General features: G+C 37.1%; 21 protein-coding genes. 13 read left to right on the top strand and 8 right to left on the bottom strand.

Translation table 11 applies throughout. The features are described 5' to 3' along the window. Positions 1–181: 181 nt before the first annotated feature. The 6 genes from HDC90_RS06025 (at position 182) to HDC90_RS06000 (ending at position 6,317) form a co-directional block, all read left to right on the top strand. Positions 182–1,135, top strand: coding sequence for a stage II sporulation protein M (locus tag HDC90_RS06025; RefSeq protein WP_184464881.1), 954 nt, complete (start codon positions 182–184; stop codon positions 1,133–1,135). Between the two features lies 1 nt (position 1,136). Then, complete coding sequence (locus HDC90_RS06020; RefSeq protein WP_184464879.1) at positions 1,137–2,021, top strand: hypothetical protein; 885 nt, start codon at positions 1,137–1,139, stop codon at positions 2,019–2,021. 1 nt (position 2,022) lies between these two features. Continuing rightward, positions 2,023–2,751, top strand: coding sequence for a DUF4129 domain-containing protein (locus tag HDC90_RS06015; RefSeq protein ID WP_184464877.1), 729 nt, complete (start codon positions 2,023–2,025; stop codon positions 2,749–2,751). Beyond that, positions 2,748–3,938: a DUF4350 domain-containing protein gene (locus HDC90_RS06010; RefSeq protein WP_184464875.1), complete on the top strand. Its 1,191-nt coding sequence runs from the start codon at positions 2,748–2,750 to the stop codon at positions 3,936–3,938. Before HDC90_RS06015 ends, HDC90_RS06010 begins: the two co-directional genes overlap by 4 nt. After that, positions 3,919–4,896: a MoxR family ATPase gene (locus HDC90_RS06005; RefSeq protein ID WP_184464873.1), complete on the top strand. Its 978-nt coding sequence runs from the start codon at positions 3,919–3,921 to the stop codon at positions 4,894–4,896. The genes HDC90_RS06010 and HDC90_RS06005 overlap by 20 nt, the downstream gene beginning before the upstream one ends. A gap of 74 nt (positions 4,897–4,970) precedes the next feature. Beyond that, the gene (locus HDC90_RS06000; protein WP_184464871.1) at positions 4,971–6,317 is read left to right on the top strand and encodes a DUF58 domain-containing protein; all 1,347 of its coding nucleotides are present in this window, start codon (positions 4,971–4,973) and stop codon (positions 6,315–6,317) included. A gap of 70 nt (positions 6,318–6,387) precedes the next feature. On the opposite strand, the gene HDC90_RS05995 is transcribed toward HDC90_RS06000, so the two are convergent. The 5 genes from HDC90_RS05995 to HDC90_RS05975 form a co-directional block, all read right to left on the bottom strand. Then, entirely contained in the window at positions 6,388–6,948 is a 561-nt protein-coding gene (locus HDC90_RS05995; protein WP_221451801.1) for a transposase, read from the bottom strand. Between the two features lie 198 nt (positions 6,949–7,146). Then, positions 7,147–8,205, bottom strand: coding sequence for a nucleoid-associated protein (locus HDC90_RS05990; RefSeq protein ID WP_184464869.1), 1,059 nt, complete (start codon positions 8,203–8,205; stop codon positions 7,147–7,149). 62 nt (positions 8,206–8,267) lie between these two features. Then, positions 8,268–8,750 carry a MarR family winged helix-turn-helix transcriptional regulator gene (locus tag HDC90_RS05985; protein ID WP_184464867.1) on the bottom strand — a complete coding sequence of 161 codons (483 nt, stop codon included), beginning with the start codon at positions 8,748–8,750 and terminating at the stop codon, positions 8,268–8,270. Between the two features lie 5 nt (positions 8,751–8,755). Beyond that, positions 8,756–9,253, bottom strand: coding sequence for a GNAT family N-acetyltransferase (locus HDC90_RS05980; protein WP_184464865.1), 498 nt, complete (start codon positions 9,251–9,253; stop codon positions 8,756–8,758). A gap of 118 nt (positions 9,254–9,371) precedes the next feature. Further along, a complete protein-coding gene (locus tag HDC90_RS05975; RefSeq protein WP_255497505.1) occupies positions 9,372–9,962 on the bottom strand; it encodes a TlpA disulfide reductase family protein in 591 nt (196 codons plus the stop codon). A 97-nt stretch (positions 9,963–10,059) separates the two neighbouring features. Between HDC90_RS05975 and HDC90_RS05970 the strand changes: the two genes are divergently transcribed. Further along, a complete protein-coding gene (locus tag HDC90_RS05970; protein ID WP_184464863.1) occupies positions 10,060–10,392 on the top strand; it encodes a hypothetical protein in 333 nt (110 codons plus the stop codon). Positions 10,393–10,505: 113 nt separating this feature from the next. Continuing rightward, positions 10,506–12,818: a TonB-dependent receptor gene (locus HDC90_RS05965; RefSeq protein WP_184464861.1), complete on the top strand. Its 2,313-nt coding sequence runs from the start codon at positions 10,506–10,508 to the stop codon at positions 12,816–12,818. A gap of 278 nt (positions 12,819–13,096) precedes the next feature. On the opposite strand, the gene HDC90_RS05960 is transcribed toward HDC90_RS05965, so the two are convergent. From HDC90_RS05960 to HDC90_RS05950, 3 genes are all read right to left on the bottom strand, one after another. Beyond that, complete coding sequence (locus HDC90_RS05960) at positions 13,097–14,161, bottom strand: NADH:flavin oxidoreductase/NADH oxidase (RefSeq protein WP_184464859.1); 1,065 nt, start codon at positions 14,159–14,161, stop codon at positions 13,097–13,099. A gap of 104 nt (positions 14,162–14,265) precedes the next feature. Next, positions 14,266–15,255: an aldo/keto reductase gene (locus HDC90_RS05955; RefSeq protein WP_184464857.1), complete on the bottom strand. Its 990-nt coding sequence runs from the start codon at positions 15,253–15,255 to the stop codon at positions 14,266–14,268. Between the two features lie 2 nt (positions 15,256–15,257). After that, positions 15,258–15,653, bottom strand: coding sequence for a DoxX family protein (locus HDC90_RS05950; protein WP_184464855.1), 396 nt, complete (start codon positions 15,651–15,653; stop codon positions 15,258–15,260). A 219-nt stretch (positions 15,654–15,872) separates the two neighbouring features. On the opposite strand from HDC90_RS05950, the gene HDC90_RS05945 reads away from it, so the two are divergent. The 5 genes from HDC90_RS05945 to HDC90_RS05925 all read left to right on the top strand — a co-directional run bounded on the left by HDC90_RS05945 (position 15,873) and on the right by HDC90_RS05925 (position 19,855). Then, positions 15,873–16,700, top strand: a complete 828-nt coding sequence (locus tag HDC90_RS05945) for an ATP-binding cassette domain-containing protein (protein ID WP_184464853.1) — start codon at positions 15,873–15,875, stop codon at positions 16,698–16,700. A 3-nt stretch (positions 16,701–16,703) separates the two neighbouring features. Beyond that, positions 16,704–17,507, top strand: a complete 804-nt coding sequence (locus HDC90_RS05940; RefSeq protein ID WP_184464851.1) for a hypothetical protein — start codon at positions 16,704–16,706, stop codon at positions 17,505–17,507. Between the two features lie 16 nt (positions 17,508–17,523). Further along, entirely contained in the window at positions 17,524–17,898 is a 375-nt protein-coding gene (locus HDC90_RS05935) for a GntR family transcriptional regulator (protein WP_184464849.1), read from the top strand. Between the two features lie 4 nt (positions 17,899–17,902). Then, positions 17,903–18,742, top strand: coding sequence for a GIN domain-containing protein (locus HDC90_RS05930; RefSeq protein WP_184464847.1), 840 nt, complete (start codon positions 17,903–17,905; stop codon positions 18,740–18,742). Between the two features lie 132 nt (positions 18,743–18,874). Next, positions 18,875–19,855 (top strand): alpha/beta fold hydrolase, encoded by a 981-nt coding sequence (locus tag HDC90_RS05925; RefSeq protein WP_184464844.1) that lies wholly within the window; start codon positions 18,875–18,877, stop codon positions 19,853–19,855. The last annotated feature ends 32 nt before the right edge of the window (positions 19,856–19,887 follow it).

The raw sequence follows: 19,887 nt of genomic DNA, 5'->3' as shown, positions 1-19,887 counted from the left end.
TTAAAGATAATAGCTGCAGATTGATGTTTATTTTTTTAAACTAAAGTTTTCTTATATTTTCATATTTAGATTGTTCATCTATGTATATTTGTTCAGGTGGGTGAAGCGATTTGAAACCAATGTTGGTTTCATTTCCATAAAAAATTAGCTATTTTAACCCAAGATTTGGTAAGGCCTATAAATGAGAGAAGCATTATTTGTTAAACAGAATTCGAAGAAGTGGCAACATTATGATTCTATGCAACAGGCAAACCCTGATGAAGTGGCCAATCAGTTTATCGAAATCACTAACGATTTAGCTTACTCAAAAACGTTTTATCCAAATTCGAAAACAACAGCTTATCTCAATGGTTTAGCCTCTAAATTACATCAATCCGTTTACAAAAACAAAAAGGAAAAATCGAACCGGTTTATCCATTTCTGGAAAACAGAACTTCCCTTAATATTTCTACAACACAGAAAACAGGTATTTTATGCGTTGGCCTTTTTCTTGGTTTCTTGTGCCATTGGTGCTTTATCGGCCAAATACGATGATACCTTTGTACGATTGATTATGGGCGATGGTTATGTAAACATGACAAATGAAAACATTGCCAAAGGTGATCCATTTGGGGTTTATAAACAAAGTAATGAGTTTATGATGTTTATGCAAATTGGGGTTAATAATATTTATGTTGCACTATATACCTTTGTTTTGGGTATTATATTTTCATTTGGGTCTATCGTTTCGCTATTTAGAAATGGAGTAATGCTGGGCTCCTTCCAGTATTTCTTTTTTAGCAAGGGATTAGGCTTTCAATCGGTTCTGGTTATCTGGATTCACGGAACATTAGAAATATCCGCAATTGTTTTGGCAGGTGCGGCTGGTTTAATTTTAGGCAATAGCCTTTTATTCCCCAAAACCTATACCCGAATGGCATCTGTATTAAAAGGTGCAAAGGATGGATTAAAGATTGTGATCGGCCTGATACCAATTTTTATAGTGGCAGCTTTTTTTGAAAGTTTTGTTACACGACATACTGAAATGCCTGTGTGGTTAAGTATGTTTATATTATTATCTTCTGCAGCTTTCATTATTTGGTATGTATTTATATACCCCATAAAAATCTACAATAAACAAGCAACACTAAATTAACATGCTAGGGAAAATTGAATTTAAGAAAAGAAGAGATTTCGGGCAGGTGATCAACGACACCTTTACCTTCATGCGTCAAAATTTTAAGCCCCTCATTAAAATATATTTCACATTTTGCGGTCTATTTGTACTTGCTAGTATGTTAACCATGTTATTGCAACAATACAAAATGGTTAACATCATCAATACCATCGGTAATGGAAGAAATACCAAAGGCTTAGGTTTTTCGGCTTTATATGGGTTAGAGTATTTCTTATCTATTTTATTCTCTTTAGCAACATATGCCAGTATGAGTGTCGCCATACTATCATATATCGCTATATACGTACAGAAAGGGAACCAAACACCAACCACCGATGAGGTATGGGGATACTTTAAATATTATTTTTTCAGGATTTTTGGTAGTTCTATCCTATTAATTATCCTGTTATGTTTTGCCTTTATGTTTTGCCTCGTACCTGGCTTCTGGCTATTCCCATATATAGCCATGATGTTCCCGATAATGGTAATCGAAAATGGTTCATTAGGTTATTCATTTAACAGGAGTTTCAAAATTATTAAAGATAATTTCTGGATTACTTTCGGTACGCTGATCGTAGTATGGATTATTGTTTATGCCTGTATGAGCATGATTGTTTTACCTACAAGTTTATTTAATATGATTGGCATGTTTACACATAAAACCCCACACATGTCTTTAACACTTACCATGATTACAACTGTTTTACAGTCGTTATGCCAGGTATTTACCATCATCCCCATCATTACCATTTCATTGGCCTATTTCAGTTTGGTTGAACAAAAAGAAAGCATCGGCCTAATGGAACGGATTTCTAATTTTGGCAATACCGAAAAACCTATAGATACCAGACCTGAAGAATATTAAAATGCAGCGTGCACTATTCCGATATCTTCTTGTTTGTATTTTGTTTTTTATTCCAGTAATCAACAAGGCGCAGACTGTTAAACCCAAGCCTGTAACTGCTGTAATTAAAACAGATAGCAGTAAGGTTGTGGTATCAAAATTTGATAAGGATGCCATAAGCAATTATAAAGCGCAAAAAGAGTTTCAATACGACGAAATTGGTCAACAACAGCTATCACTTTGGGATAAATTTTGGTTATGGTTTTGGAATGTAATTGGACAGTTGTTTCAGGGAGCCGCAACTAACATTTTTTCCCGGTATATTTTTATCGGACTCGGTATTGCGCTGATCTTATTCATTGTAATCAAAGTGATCGGTGCCGAAAAAATCTTTACTAAAAAATCGAAAGAAACAATCCTTCCATATGATGTAATTACAGAAAACATCCACGAGATAGATTATGAACAAGAATTACAAAGGTTAGTTGCCGAAAGAAAATTCCGTTTGGCTGTTAGGCTTTTGTACCTGAGGGCACTAAAAAAATTGAGCGATGCTGAAATTATCCAATGGCAGCCCGATAAAACCAATTATAATTATTTAATGGAAATCAGTAAGCCAGAGCTGAGAGACGATTTTAGCCAGCTTACCCTGCAGTTCGATTATATCTGGTATGGCGATTTCCCTATTGATGAGGTAAAATTCGACCCCATTAACCAATTGTTTAACCAGTTTAACAAGCAGATTAAATGAAAGGGTACAAAATATATCTCATTATCGGCTCCATTCTAATCTTGGGTTATTTAATTGCGCAGTATAACAAGCCTACACCAACAAATTGGGCACCAACATATGCCACTAAAGATAAAATCCCTTATGGTACTTATATACTATACAATAGAATCAAAGATATTTTGCCATCAGCACGTATTCAACGGTCAAAAACTGCTGTTTATACCACTTTAAAATCTAAAAAATTCAATAAAACCGCATATATAATTGTTGCGCTAAAGACAGACATTAGTAAAACTGATCTTGAGCAGTTGATAAAATATATGCACACGGGTAATGACGTATTTATTGCTACTTACGATTTAGGAAAAATAAGTAAGGAACTTAAAATACAAACTTCTACCGCAATGTCTCCTGAGGGAAGCACCTTAAATTTTACCAATCCAGAATTAAAAACGGATGCAAACTACGGTTTTGAAAGAGGGATTGGCAGCCAGTATTTTAGTAAAGTTGATACCAGTAAAACCACAATACTTGGTGTAAATGCCGATAACAAGCCTAATTTTATCTGCTATACCTACGGTAAGGGTAATCTTTACCTGATTGCCGAGCCAGGTTTTTACACTAATTTTAACCTGCTGAATAAATATGGTGCAGAATATGCCGCCAAAACCTTAAGTTACTTGCACGGAAATAAGCAGCTCATTTTTGATGAATATTTTTCTACGCAAAAGAACACGACCACCGATATGCTCAGGGTATTCTTTAAACACCCTGAGCTGAAGTTCGCCTATTATCTGTCCATATTTAGCTTAATAATTTTTGTGTTGTACGATATTAAGCGCAGGCAAAGAATTATTCCAATTGCCGATCCCCTTACCAATTCCTCATTGGCTTTTGTTAATGTAGTGGGCAGCGTTTATTATCACGAACGCAACAACCTCGATATAGCCCTAAAAAAGATCAATTATTTTTTAGAATATTTAAGGACAAGATATTATCTAAAGACCAATGATATCGACAGCAAATTTGCGCAGGTACTCATGGAGAAAACAGGTATTAACGAAGCCCTGGCTATAACCCTAACCAAACATTTTATGCAAACGCCAACAATGGGCGACTTAAGTGATACACAATTGATTAATTTAAACGAAAGTATAGAACAGTTTTATAAAAATACGCAAAGCAATGGAACAAGAACAATTTAACCCACGTACCGATTTAAGCGCCTTAAATGAAGCGGTAAATCAGATCAGAAATGTACTTGGAAATATCATTATTGGCCAAAAACAGGTTATTGATTTCTTAATTGTTGGTTTGCTTGCCGACGGACACATCTTAATTGAAGGTGTACCCGGAGTAGCTAAAACGCTAAGTGCAAAACTGCTAGCTAAATCTATTGATGCGCAATTTTCGAGGGTACAGTTTACCCCCGATTTAATGCCTTCAGATGTCTTAGGAACCCCAATATTTAATACCAAAACAGGGGATTTCGAATTTAGAAAAGGGCCAATTTTTGGCAATATTATTCTGGTTGATGAGATTAACCGTGCGCCTGCAAAAACCCAATCGGCTTTGTTCGAAGTAATGGAAGAGCGCCAGATAACTATTGATGGGCATACTTATATTATGGATGAGCCTTTTATGGTATTGGCCACACAAAATCCGATTGAGCAGGAAGGAACCTATCGCCTGCCTGAGGCGCAGCTGGATAGATTTTTATTCAAAATAGAGGTTAAATACCCTTCGCTAGAGGAGGAAACTGCAATTTTGCTGGCTCAACACACTGTAGTTAATAAAACATTATTAAACGAAGTAAAACCAGTATTGTCTGTTCAACAGATAAAGGAGGCTAGGGCAATCATCAGGAATTTATTTGTAGAACCAAAATTATTGGAGTTTATTGCTAAAATCGTAAACGAAACCCGTAACAATTCATCACTTTATCTGGGTGCTTCGCCAAGGGCATCACTTGCGATTGCACATAGTGCAAAAGCTTTTGCTGCTATTCAAAACCGCGATTTTGTTACACCTGAAGATATTATTGCTGTTGCAGCCCCAGTACTGGCTCACCGGATTTTATTATCACCAGAAAAAGAAATGGAAGGGTTAACCACAAGTGATATTGTACATCAGATCATTAAAAAAATTGAAGTGCCAAGGTAGTTCGAAGTCAGGGGTCCGGAGTGATACGAGCCAGAGCAGTTAACCAGTTTAAACAATTAACCGATTAAGCAACATTGAAAAAATTCTTTCAGCAATATTATAACAATCTATTCCTAACCGATCGTTTATTCGCGGTTTTAGGCTGCTGTATTGTACTTTTCTTGTTGAAATTCTTTTTTGCATGGATCGGCGATATCCCTGAAATTGCCACTGGTGCTGTTTTCGTTCTATTTTTTATCGATATTTTTATTCTATACCGAAATACTCAAGGGGTTAATGCTAAAAGAATTACTTCAAAACGTTTGAGTAATGGCGATGAAAATCCGATACAGATCGAAATCAAGAACAGTTATGGTTTTGGGATAAATGCCAGGGTGATTGATGAGGTGCCTTTTCAGTTTCAACTCCGGGATAAAGATTTTAAACTTCACTTAAAATCTACTGAAGTGAAATCGATCCACTACAACCTGCGCCCAACAAAGCGTGGCGAATATGATTTTGGCTTTATTAGGGCCTACGTTAGCTCGCCCCTGGGTTTGATTTGCCGACGATACAATTTCGACGGCGCTAAGATACTACCTGTTTTTCCTTCGTTTATTAATCTCGGCCAATATGAATTGATGGCCGCTTCACGCTATTTAACAGAATTCGGGATTAAAAAGATCAGGAAAGTTGGACAAAGCAGTGAATTTGACCAGATTAAAAATTATGTGGGTGGCGACGATATCCGAACCATTAACTGGAAAGCTACGGCCAGAAAAGGCAGTTTAATGGTCAATACCTATACAGACGAGAAATCGCAGAATGTTTATTGCGTTATTGATAAATCGCGTGTAATGCGTATGCCTTTTGAAGGATTAAGCCTACTCGATTATGCTATCAATGCCACTGTTGCGCTCTCGAAAGTGGCCATGCTTAAGGAAGATAAGGCTGGTTTAATTACGATATCTGAAAATATAGGATCTATTGTACCTGCAGATCGTAAGGCTTCGCAGCTCGGCAGTATGGTAAACGTACTTTATAAAGAAAAAACAAGATACCTTGAAAGTAATCTCGAGGCATTATATTCAGCAATACGTTCCGTAGTAAAACAACGCAGCCTTTTGGTTTTCTTTACCAATTTCGAAAGCTTATCTGCTCTGCAAAGACAGTTACCATATTTAAAAAGAATCGCCAAATACCACTTACTGGTGGTTGTATTTTTCGAAAACACCGAACTAAAAGAATTAAGTACAGAACCCGCTAAGGACGTAGAAGGAATTTACCACAAAACCATCGCGGAGAAATTTATTTACGAGAAAAAACTAATGGTTAAAGAGCTTAACAAACATGGCATTTTAGCCATCCTTACTCCACCACAAAAGCTTACAGTTAACGTAATTAATCAGTACTTGGCGTTAAAGGCACAACAGAGGATTTAGTTTGGAGTGGCGACTTTGGACTCATGACTGAAGACCCAATCCTCGGTCTGTGTCCCCACAGGCCGAAACGCTATAAAACGTCCCTATAATCCGTTAAGAACCCAAAATTATCTATTCCTTTTTCATAAAACCTAGCAGATGACCATTCATGATCTTCAGGTTTTTCGCATAACTGCCATCTTTCCTGTAATGGATTGAAGTGGGTGTAATTTATTTTTTGTTCAAGTTTATCCTGCGTATCCATAAGAATAGCTAACGGATCTCTTTGCCATAGACGAAAATTTCTTTCTGCATCTGATACTTTAAAATGCGGCAATATATCTGGATGATGAACCTTCAAATCTTGAAAAATCTGGTGGGAAGTAAATTTATTAAAACTTGCATGAGGCATTTCTTTTCCATTAGTTTCAATCATTTGCCATATTAAATGTAAATGATTTGGCATAATTACAAAAGCATAAACGATAATCTTTTTTCTATTAACTAATTCCCTTAAAGTATCAATTACTACTATTTTATACCTGTCTGATAAAAATATCTTCTTCCAATCTTTAACCGTATCCGTCCAAAAATAGACTTCATCCAAAAGCATCATTGAATTACGATCTTGTCTAAAGATGTCTTTTCCCATTATTAAAAATAGAAAATTAACTTCAATTCCTTTCAAGAAGAATATACACTTATCCTTGGTCAGCATCCTCACAGCACAATAACCAATAAGAAATGAAGTTAGAATCTGTTAAATAAAGATTGTTTCGGTCTGTGGGGACACAGACCGAGGGATTAAAGTCGGACTCATGACTGAAGACTATGGACTACAGCCTAAAACCTACTCCTCTTCCCTAAAATACACTTTATAAAAGTTCATCGATTTATCATCATCGTAACCTTTCTCGATCATATCTTTATTACCATGGATATAGATGTGGAAGTTCTTATCCAGTTTTAACACACTTTTATAAGCACGGGCCTGTTTTTTTACAGCAGATTCGGCAATTTCAAAATGATCTGCTATCGGGCTTTCGAACTCCTGCTCATAGTTTTTCTTATAGTTTTTGAACGATTCTATCCCTTCGGCGTTGCCAATTACCTCATTACCGAATTCTTCAATATCAAAGGTTTCTTTCTCTTTGAAATACTTCATAGAGCGATTTAAGAGATCGATTTTGTCCGCTTTGCTGATTTCATAGTCATCATCCAGCTTCTGTGTGACGAAATTTTTGTAAACCCCCAGCACATTATTGGTTTGGTTATAACTATCGTTCCTGATTTTCAGTTTCAAGAATTCATCTTTCCAATAAACGGCAGAATCGTTGCTGCTTTTCGATTGATCCAATACCACAACTTTGTAGCCTTCTTCCCTGTCTACATTAAAAATCAAGCAGCCTTTATCCAACTTATTAATGCTAATAGCTTCTTGCTCATAACTTACATTAAAGCCATCCTGTTCAGGATAAACTTTTAAGTAGGTATCTTTTGTTTCTGATTTAAAAATTCCAATCACATCCAACTGTTCGCCTTCTATCTGCACTTTTTCGAAATAAGCCACGTACAATTCTCCCGATTTAATTTTTGGGTGGTTGGCTACATCGTATAAATGCTTGGCGAGTTGCTGCGAATCTTCGTGAAAAAGCGCGTTGTTTTCGAAAATTTCGTGAGCAAAATGGAATACTTCGTTCAGTTCTAAATTATCATTAGGGTGATAAAAACGGTAGACTTCATTTACCTTTTCAAAAGGTTTTAAGAAATACTGCATCAGCAGGTTTCCCAATATTTCATCCTCAATTTTTAAAGGTGCATCAGATAATTTATAATACTCCTCAAGCAATTTATTGCCTGTATGGTGGATAGAAAGTTGCTTAAGTGAAGCCTCGAAAAATGAAATCATGGGGGCAAAAATAGCAAAATCATTGGTTAACCCCACTCAAATTCACTCACTCAATCGTTCTATCATTTTTTAATATAAAGCTCTGCCCGCTGTAGAAAGCTTTTTTCCTTTAATGCTGCTTCAACCTCGTTTATAGCTTTCATTAAGTTATTTTGAGTGTTTGTAATTTCTGCTGTAGCTTTAATAATTACGTCCCAAACAGGTTCCATGGTAGAAAGAAGTGTTATACCCTTTTCTGTAAGTTCAACCAACCGTTTCCGGGTATCAACCTTATCCTTTTTAGAGCGGATTAGTTTCTCTTTCTCCAGCTCTTTTAATAAACTGATGGTAGATGGATGTGCATAACCAATTTCGTCAGATAAGGAAACCACGCTCATGGTCGATTTTTTATACAAAGTATACAGTACTGGAAACCATTTCGGCTGAAAATCGATCCCGAATGCTTTATAAATCAACAAACCATCTTTACGGATCTGGTCGCTCAGCCTTTGCAAACGCGTAGAAATAGCCAATAAACCAGAAGCATCAATTACATTTTGTTCCATTAAATTTATTTTAAATCCAAGCTATAAAACACATTGTCTACAGCCATCCGGGGAAAATAAACCGGAAGATCTTTCATATCCACTTGTTTAAACCCGTTTCGCTCGTAAAAGCGACAGGCGGCTTGTAGTATGTCTTTGGTGCCCAAATATACTTTATTCAGGTTGTTATTTACGCAGTAGGCTAAAAGCGTTTTCAGCAAAGCCTGTGCAACACCCAAATCTTTCCCGCGGAATTCCTTTTTAACAAACATTTTTCTGATTGCTCCTGACTGATGCTCGGGTACAGCAATTAAAGCAATAGTCCCAATCAATTCGCCATTTAATTTGGCACCCCAGAAAGCACCACCCGTAGCATCATAGTGTTTTTCGATATCCAAGAGATCAGGCTGTGCAGCCAGATCGATATCTACATTAAATTCTATTTGTTGGATGGGAAGAATCAACCCGATAATCGCTTCACAGAATTGATTATCTAACCGTTCAATTTTAAATTCGTTTTGCATCGCTGATCATTATAAACACAAATATATGTAGTTAACTACATATATTGCAAATGCAAATATCATTTCAGCATCAAATTCGATCCTTAAAAAACCTGAAAAGTCTTAATAGTGATGGAGGCTAAAGGCTACCTTTTAATTTATTGATGAAATCAACAATCTTTTGGTCTGCATAATTGGCTACTCCTTCATGCCGGAAGGATAACCGACCTTGTTTATCAAAAATGACAGTTGTAGGTAAAGTGCCCGCAAATACTTTTTCCGGAATATCACTTTCAACTTTATAAACTGGCATTGCATATTTACGGTCGTACATAAATTTACCTGATTTTGAAAAGTCTCCATCGGCATCAGCAAAAATGAAAATGATACCTTTATCATCTTTAAATTTGGCGTAAAGCTTATTGATGGAAGGCATTTCAGCCCTGCATGGTGGGCACCAGGTTGCCCAAAAGTTGAGAAAAATAACTTTACCCTTTAAATCGCCAAGATCAATCACATTTCCTTTGGCATCTTTAAAGCGAATCCCGTTAAGACCTGGAATATTTTCCTTTGGTGTTTCGACATTGGGTTTATAAAAACCGATTTCCATTAACCCCTTAATAAAAAATGCTTTCACATCTGGTACGAAAACAATTACCAAAAGAAAGACAACAAATAAAGTGTTAAATATATTTTTCCTGATAAATTTCATTAATTGTTGGTTCATCATGTTAAACCATTGATAAAATATTAGGTCACAACACTTATAAAAGCAATGTTACTTTGTAAATATATATAATTGCTTAGGAATTACTACTTTTGCTCCGTTGAAAAAGCATAGACAAAACATTAAAAAATATTTATCAGCAATTATGCTGATCGTGTTTGCTATTGCCTTAACTCCATGGAGTGTACTCCACCACCACAATCCTATTCCGGTTGTACAAAAAGAATTGCATTGTAAACACTTAAGTCACGTGCAGGCACATGGCGATACCTGTTTGATCTGTAATGCCAGCTTTGAAAAAAATTATGTGCAAACGCACCATATTTACAGAATCTTCCTATCAGCCAAAATTTTCAATCGCACTGAACCTACATTAAGGAATGCCTTTACCCAAATAAAGCGCACCTGCTTACGTGGTCCTCCTTTAGCTTAATTTTTTCTTTTCAAGCGCATTCGCGCTTAATTAAATTATTTATTTGAAAAACTAAAACTAGCCTCATCAGTTAATGTTTTGGCTTTTCGATCATTTTTATTTACACACAACAAATGAAAAAATTACAGCTTATTGGCTTGGTAATTCTATATACATTATTAGGCAATACCGCTTTCGCCGCCCTACTAAAAGATATAAAAGGTAAGGTTATTGATGCCACTACAAAACAAACATTACCAGGTGCTACCATTTTTATCCCTGATTTAAAGGTTACTGCGGCAACAAATACTGATGGCGAATTTACCATAAACAATCTTCCATCGAAAGGAAGTTATTTAGTTGAGGTACATTACGTAGGTTATAAAACAGCTACACAAATAGTAAACCTGGCTACTGTAGCCAGACTGGAATTTTCTTTACAACCTACCGCAATAGAAACAAAAGAAATTGTGATTACAGGGAGTTTAATTAGCAGTACCAGCAAAAGAAATAGTGCTTCATCTGCGGTAGTTGGCAAGGATCAGTTATTGCAGCCCTCGACAAATTTAATCGATGCATTAACTAAAATTCCCGGTGTATCGCAGATCACTACCGGCCCTTCTATTTCCAAACCTGTAATCAGGGGTTTAGGTTACAACCGCATTGTAACTTTAGATGACGGGATTAAACAACAGGGCCAGCAATGGGGCGATGAACATGGCATCGAAATCGATCAGTTTAAATCGGATCGTGTGGAGGTATTACGTGGCGCTGCATCATTAATGTACGGCTCTGATGCACTTGGAGGTGTAATTAACTTATTAGAACCTAGTTCGGCACCAGAGGGACAGGTAAAGGGGGAATTTATTACCAATTACTCAACCAACAACGGGCTTACTGCCAATTCGTTAATGTTGAACGGTAACGAAAACGGCTTTGTTTGGAGGGCCCGTGGAACCTATAAAAATGCCTATTCTTTTAAAACACCAACAGGGTATTTCCCTAATTCGGGCTTTAACGAAACCGATTTAAGCGGTATGGTGGGTTTAAATAAAAGCTGGGGTTATACCCATTTAAATGTTTCTAATTTTCATAACAATATTGGTTTCTACGATCCGACTTTGGATGCGAACGGAAATTTCGTGAAAGAAGATGGTAGTCCTTTTACTAACGACGATAATAAAAGCCGTACTTTAGAATATCCACGTCAGGATATCAGGCACTTTAAAATTGCGCTGAACAACAATTTCATTGTCGGTAATGGCAATTTAAAAGCTGATTTTGGCTATCAACAAAACCAGCGTCGTGAATTAGATGGACCAGACCCAACTTTATTCTTCGATCTTAAAACCTACAATGCAGACCTGAAATACTATATCCACGAAACCAATGGGTGGCAGCCGGTTTTTGGCGTAAGTGTAGATGATGCACATAGCCAGAACAAAGGAACAGAATTTTTAATCCCAGCTTATAATACTTTTGGCTTAGGTGTTTTTGCTTATGCAAAGAAAAACTGGGAGAACAGCACTTTTAGTATTGGCGCCCGTTACGATTTCAGGAAAAATAACGGAAAGCAACTTTTTGAAGGGGATGAAGAAAGATTTGCACCGTTTAAAAATCAGTTTTCCAATGTGAGCGGTGCCTTAGGTTTCACCCATCAATTTAACGAAGAATGGAACTTTAAAGCCAACGCAGGTTCTGCTTTTCGCGCGCCAAACCCTGCTGAGTTAGGCTCTAATGGTGTACATGAAGGAACATTTAGATACGAGATTGGTAACTCTACTTTAAACCCTGAACGCAGTTACCAGGTAGATGCTGCCTTAGAATATGAAGGAAAAATTGTGAGCGCCAGCGCCAGTGTATACAACAACTATATCCACAACTATATCTATGCATCGAATAACGGCGAACAAAGGGTAGCAGACGGCACCCTTTACGATGTTTTCCGTTACGGACAGGTAAATGCAAACCTTTATGGCGCAGAGGCCAGCTTAACTATCCACCCGGTTCCGTTTATCCACTTCGAAAATACATTTGGATACGTTCATGCACAGAACATTACCTTAAACAGACCGCTTTCATTTATTCCTGCCGGAACATTGAGGAATGAATTACGTTTCGAACCTAAACTTAAAGGCACAAATGATGCTTACCTTTCTGTAGGCATCAACTCGGCATTTAAACAAACCCGCGTTGATGATGTTTTCGAAACACCAACCAGCGGTTATACTTTATTAAATGCAGGTATTGGTGCTACCTTTAATTTGGGTAAACAACCGGTTAAATTATCGGTATCGGCTAACAACCTGTTAAACCAGAAATATTACGATGCTTTAAGCAGGTTTAAACCAGGCCGTTTTGACCAGGAAAACCTAAATTTAGGTGTTTACAATCCAGGTAGAAATATCACTTTCGGATTATATATTCCTTTTACGGTGGTTAAATAAATTACCGAGACCACTTAAACAAAAAGCGGAGCTGATCAATAAAATCACTCCGCTTTTTGTTTTTTTAATTACAGTCATCTCCGGAACTCAGTGCAGCGGAGAGATCTATCACGCATGTAAGAAGAGCGGATCATAAATATAGAATCCTGAGCTTGTCGAAGGAACTGCCACAACACCTTTTAAGGCGTTTCGACAGACTCAACGTGACCAATTTTTAGAGGAACTAGGTTGATGATACAACGTAGACCATTTGATTACCAAAACTACTTCTTAAACGTCTATCTTTTAGCCCTTACATACTGATTTGGCCATTCGGTATCATCGCCAAGCATTTGTGCTGCATGTGTAGGGAAATAAGCATCACGTAACGATTCGCGGGCAATAAAAATCAAATCAGCTTTACCTTGTTCTAAAATTTCTTCCGCCTGCTGAGCCTCTACAATCACGCCTACTGCACCTGTATAAATGCCAATTTCATTTCTGATCTTATCAGCAAAAGGAACCTGGTAATTTGGTCCTGCAGGGATAAATGCATCAGGCACATTACCACCCGAAGAGGTATCAATTAAATCTACACCGCGATCTTTTAACACCGCTGCCAATTGTAGCGAGTCATTCTCGTTCCAGCCACCTTCCGTCCAATCCGTTGCAGAAATGCGAACAAATAAAGGCAAGTTTTCTGGCCATACCGATTGTACGGCTTCAACCACATCGATCACCAAACGAATACGGTTTTCGAAACTTCCGCCGTAAACATCTGTACGTTTATTGCTCAATGGACTAAAAAACTGATGCAGCAGATAACCATGTGCAGCATGTATTTCTACTACTTTATAGCCTGCAGCCAATGCACGTTTAGCAGCTGCCCGAAAAGCAAAAACAATATCCTGAATCTCTGATATCGTTAATTCATGTGGATCAACCTGCCCTGGCTTAAAAGAAATTGGAGATGGTGCAACTGGTTTCCAGCTATTTTCACCTGCAGCTAGCTGTTCACCGCCATTCCAAGGCACTTCACAGCTGGCTTTTCTACCTGCATGTGCCAGTTGAATGCCTGCTATTGCTCCATTATCATGGATAAACGAAACAATCTGTTTTAATTTAGCTACATGTTCATCTTTCCAGATGCCCAAATCGGCATAGGTAATTCTTCCATCGGCAGTTACTGCAGAAGCTTCCTGGATAATTAAACCTGCACCACCAATGGCACGGCTTCCTAAATGCACCAAATGCCAATCGCTTGCAAAACCATCAATAGCCGAATACTGGCACATTGGGGAAATAACAATTCTATTTTTTAAGGTTACATCCTTTATGGTAAAAGGAGAAAATAATTTAGACATATCTTTTTAATATTTTAACCACGAAGGGCACAGAGAAATACACAGAGCACACCGAATGCTTTTCTCTGTGAAAAACTCCGTTTGCGCTGTGGTTAATATTACAATTAAAAACCAGCTTTCTTTAATTCGGTATTGATGAACTGAATCTCTTCAGCATTTAATTTTACATTTATAGCTTCAGCATTCTGAACGGCTTGCTTTTCATTCCTTGCGCCAACCAAAGCAATGGTAATGCCTGGGCGTTCAACCGTCCAACGCAAAACCAATTGGGATAGGGTAGCATTTTTCTCGTCGGCCAACGGTTTTATTTTAGCCAAAAATGCATTTGTTTTTTCGATACTTTCTGGCGAGAAAAATTTATTCCCTTGACGGTGATCACCTTCTTCAAACTTATAATCTGCGGTCATTTTTCCGGTTAACAAACCGCGCTCCATCGGACTATAAGCCAGAACCGATTTATTTTTTTCAATGCAATATGGAACCGTTTCCTCCTCAACACCGCGGTTTACCATGCTAAATGGAATCTGGTTAGAAATAATTTCTAAAGTTTGATCTGCCTCTTTTAATTGTGCTATGTTATAATTGCATACGCCGGCATAACGCACTTTACCCTGCTCAATTAACTTATTAACCGCTTCGAAAGTTTCACTGATCGGTGTGGTTACATCTGGCCAGTGGATCTGGTAAAGGTCAATATAATCGGTACCCAGACGTTTTAAAGATTGTTCACATTCATAAATCACACTTTCTTTTCCAGCATATTTATAAATATCGATCTCCTTTCCGTCGTTGTTTTTACTCTTAAAGCCGAAATCGCCTTTGGCCAGATCCCAACGCATCCCGAATTTGGTTACCAGTTGTAATTTATCGCGTGAGATACCTTTTATCGCATCGCCCACAATTTCTTCACTATCGCCCTGACCATATATTGGAGCGGTATCGATTGATGTAACCCCTAAATCGTAACCTGCTTTAATTGCGTTAATCGCATCGTTTCTATCTGTGCTTCCCCACATCCATCCGCCGGCTGCCCAAGCACCAAAAGTGATTACCGAAAGTTCTAATTCTGAATTTCCAATTTTTCTGTATTCCATAATTATTTTTTAATGATTTTATCAATCGCATAACTGTTATGTGGCAAGTAAGCGAGTAGTACCGATAAAAATGCCACATGGATGAGTTGAGAAGGCAGTGCCTCCCAATTCTCAATTACTGTTGTTCCGAAAATAAGCGCTAAAGAAATTACTCCCGCAAATAATAATCCTTGCCTTGTAAATAATCCCAATATAATCATTAGCCCGGCTATAAATTCGGCAAATGGCAAAATATAACTGAAGGGGATGACCAATGCATCCGGTAAATACGATTTAGAAAATTGCCCTACCATCCAATGGCTAAAACCTGAAAGTTTTGGTAAACGTACCAAACCATGTCCGAAAAAACTTAAACCAATTGCCAAGCGGCTAAGTAAATATGCCCATTTTGTATCCATACTATATCGATATACTACAAACATACAATCTCCACATTAAGGATGTTTTAATGCAACAATTATTAGACTGATATTTTACCTTCCTGTGGCGTAGCGAGCGGAATGATGGGCGTGAAAATGCTAAGCCCTATTCGCTCAGCGCTAAACTTTTTTCAAAATAATTTGGAGATCATCAAACAACACCATATATTAGTGTATTATTTAACTAATACAGTAGATATGATAAACATTAACAATCTTAATTTTGGCTACAGCAAGCATAAGCCATTATTTAAAAATATGAGCATGCGGTTAAGCAATGGTCATATTTACGGTTTGCTTGGAAAAAATGGAGCCGGTAAATCGAGCTTATTAAAAAACCTGGCCGGTTTGGTATATGCACAGAGCGGCACATTAGATGTAATGGGCTTTAATCCTGCAAAAAGACAACCTGCACTACTAGAGCAGATCTGTTTTATACCAGAAGAATTTTATTTGCCATCGGTAAAAATTGATGCGTACATAAAAGCCAACGCTCCTTTCTATAAAAACTTCGACCATAATTATTTCACCGATCTGATCAAAGAATTTGATATTCCGGTTGAACAGAAACTCATCAATATGAGTTACGGTCAGAAGAAAAAATTTATTATTGCTTTTGGACTCGCCACCCAGGCGAAGCTGGTGATTATGGATGAGCCGACAAACGGATTGGATATCCCATCAAAGGCACAGTTCAGGAAAATTATGGCTTCAGCCATGACGGATGATCGCTGCATTATCATTTCTACCCATCAGGTAAGAGATCTGGATAACCTGATCGATACCGTAATTATGCTTGATGAAAATGATATCGCCCTTAAAGCCTCGGTAGAAGAAATTACGACAAAATTAACCTTCAAAAAAGTTAAAGAAGTAGACGATAGCATTTTTTATGCAGAGCCATCATTATCGGGCTATAATGCGGTAATGCCCAACTATCACCAGGAAGAAAGCAAACTAGATATGGAATTGTTATTCAACGCCATCCTTGCCGAGAAAACCAAATTTAAACCTTTATTCAGCTAAACCATGAACAACACCTTTAATATGAATCGATTTGGCTTATTGCTTAAAAGACAATGGCTGGAGTTTGGAAAAATTTATTTGATGAGTTTGATAGTGCTTACCATAATTGTAGTGGGCTTCTATCTCTTTAATATCCCTCGCTTCAACCAATCAAATTTTATATGGAATGATAACGGCCATGCTCAATTAGCTTTTCGTATGCCTGTTTTTCTTTCTATCGGCATTTTGTTTTTAACAATTGAGGCCAGCACCTATTTTAGTGCGTTAGGCCAAAAACCGAAAGCAATTATGGAATTAATGACACCAGCCTCCGTTACCGAGAAATTCTTTTGTGCAATCCTTTTCTCTGTAATTCTCAGCTTAGTAAGTTACCTACTTATTTTTTATATAGTTGATTCTATATTTCTTAACTACATCAACGAACTATGGAAAAATCAAAAAGCGCTCGATTATAACACCAATAAACTGACATTAGTGAGTTTTAGCTCTTTTTATGATGATTTAACGGTTGATAGCAGGTCTAAATTCCTGTTTGTTTTTCCACTTTTCTTTTCCAGTGTTTTTCTTCTGGGATCTGTTTATTTTAATCGCTTTCATTACATTAAAACCGCCCTGTCGTTAACAGCTATATTCACTCTTGTGATTTTTTTAGGCTTTAAAACCGCGAAATGGTTACTGGAAGGTAAGTATAATGCGGGTGCAAATGAAAGAGACTTTGTGTTCATAATACTGTTTGTGGCTAGCATCTTAGTCACCTTATTTATCTGGATAATTACTTACGTCCGCTTAAAAGAAAAAGAAATTTAGTTTAAAAGGTATAGATATGGAATTTAGAGACAATAAGGCAATATACCTTCAAATAGCAGAGTATGTTTGTGAGCATATTTTGTTAGGAAAATGGAAAGCCGAAGAAAAAGTACCCTCAGTAAGGGAACTGGCTGTAGAAATGGAAGTAAACCCCAATACAGTAATGCGTACCTACGAGTTGCTGCAAAATAAAAACATCATCAACAACAAAAGGGGAATAGGTTTTTTTGTAGATGAAGCAGCAGCTGAGCATGTAAAAAACTACCGCAAACAACAATTTATAACCGATGAGTTGCCAACAGTTTTCAGGAATATTTACCTGCTTAACATTGGTTTTGATGAACTGGAAAACCAATATAAAACGTTTGTAAAAGAAAACTTTAACGCCTAAAACAATGAAAACAAGCAATAAATTACTAATCACCCTTGCTGCACTGCTCATTATTGTTCCAATAATTGTTGTGGCCATAAATGCCAAAATAAATTATAAGCCATCAAAAAGTGGTGGCTTTGTTGAAGAACAAGAAATAAATACGGAGCCATTTGCTAAAGAAAGTCCAGGCAGAACTGCTGTACCTATAAAAAATCCCTTTACCAGCATTAATATTCCAGATGCTAGAGGTAATGCGCTGCAGATACATTTTATTAAAAGTGATGTATTCGGGGTAAAAGTACCTATTGAGATGAAAGACGCCATCAATTTTAGCGTAAACAATATGGGCGTATTACAAATCTATTTTGATGATAAAGCACAGCCGTCACACCATCATAGATCCGATATAACAATACTGATATATTGTCAGAATGTTAGCGAGCTCAATCTAACTAATTCTTCGGAACTGGTTTTAACTGCTAAAACAGATTCTTTAAATATTAACATGAAAAGCGCTGGCCAGCTCAGTTTTAGCTCACCCATTACATTATTTACAAGTAATGGGAAGTCTAGCAAAGTAATTAATCAGACTGACATTAAACAGTTAAATATCAATTTGGATAGTGCAACTTTTTATTCGGAAAGTAACTCTTATAAAAGGTTAAATATAAGATGTAAGAATTCAACAGTTGATCTCGGAGGAGAGAATAAAAGCAATATTGACTACTTAACGATTAACACTTTAGAAAAATCAGAAATTAAGATTAACAAAGTTAATATCAACAAAATTTCAGGCAGTCTATCGGATGAAACAACCATTGCGATGCCCGTAAAATATTTAAAACAGATGCTCAAAGATTAATTCAAATCGTCATAGCACTTACATCTAATTGCTGATGATGTAAAAAAGGGCATGATTTTTAAGCTAACTAATTGGCAAAAGTATAATTTGTGCCAATTAGTTAGCTTTTTTAGTTTTATGTCATTACCCATTATGAAGAGATATTTCCTTGTACTTACTTTGTTCGTTTTTAGCCATGCACAAGCACAAAAGATAGACACGCTATCCATTACCCTCGATAACGTAAAATATCCCTACCCCGTAAAATATTTCCCGATCAATACCGAAGGCCAGGATATTAAAATGGCCTATATGGATATTCAGCCTACGCAGGCTGCCAACGGTAAAACAGCGATCCTTTTTCATGGAAAAAACTTTGGCGGTTATTATTGGACCAACGTAATTAAAGCCTTAACCCAAATTGGTTACCGCGTTATTGTACCCGACCAGATTGGTTTTGGTAAATCGTCAAAGCCGTTTATTCATTACAGTTTCCATCAAATGGCCGCGTGGAACAGCAGATTGCTCGATAGCTTAGGCGTTCAGAAAACAGTTGTTTTGGGGCACAGCATGGGTGGTATGCTGGCCACACGCTTTGCATTAATGTTTCCTGAAAAAACAGAAAAACTCTTACTCGAAAATCCGATTGGACTTGAAGATTATAAAACTTTTGTGCCTTACGTAACTACCGAACAACAATATAAAACCGAACTTAAAACCACTGCAGAAAGTATACGTAAATACTACCAAGGCTCTTATTTTACCTATTGGAAACCAGAATATGAATACCTGGTGAACATTGCCGGAGGGGTAACCAATAGTTCCGACTACCCACGCTGGGCTAAAGTTGCCGCGCTAACTTATACCATGATTTATGAACAACCTATAGTATACGAATTTCAGAATTTAAAGGTACCTACCATTTTATTCATCGGTAAGGAAGACAAAACCATTGTTGGCAAGGGACTGCTTACACCTGATCAGCAGGCTTTACACGGACAATATAAACTTTTAGGAAAGCAAACTGCAGCCAAAATTATTGGTGCTAAAATTATTGAGTTTGATGCTTGTGGTCACATTCCGCATATCGAAATTCCGACTGAATTTTTGGTAGCCTTAACAGGAAGTCTGTAAGCTTATATCAGACCTTCTAGGTTTTTTAAACC

This window comes from Pedobacter sp. AK013, from assembly GCF_014205835.1.
Taxonomy (GTDB): domain Bacteria; phylum Bacteroidota; class Bacteroidia; order Sphingobacteriales; family Sphingobacteriaceae; genus Pedobacter.
This window is presented reverse-complemented; position numbering and strand designations above follow the sequence as displayed.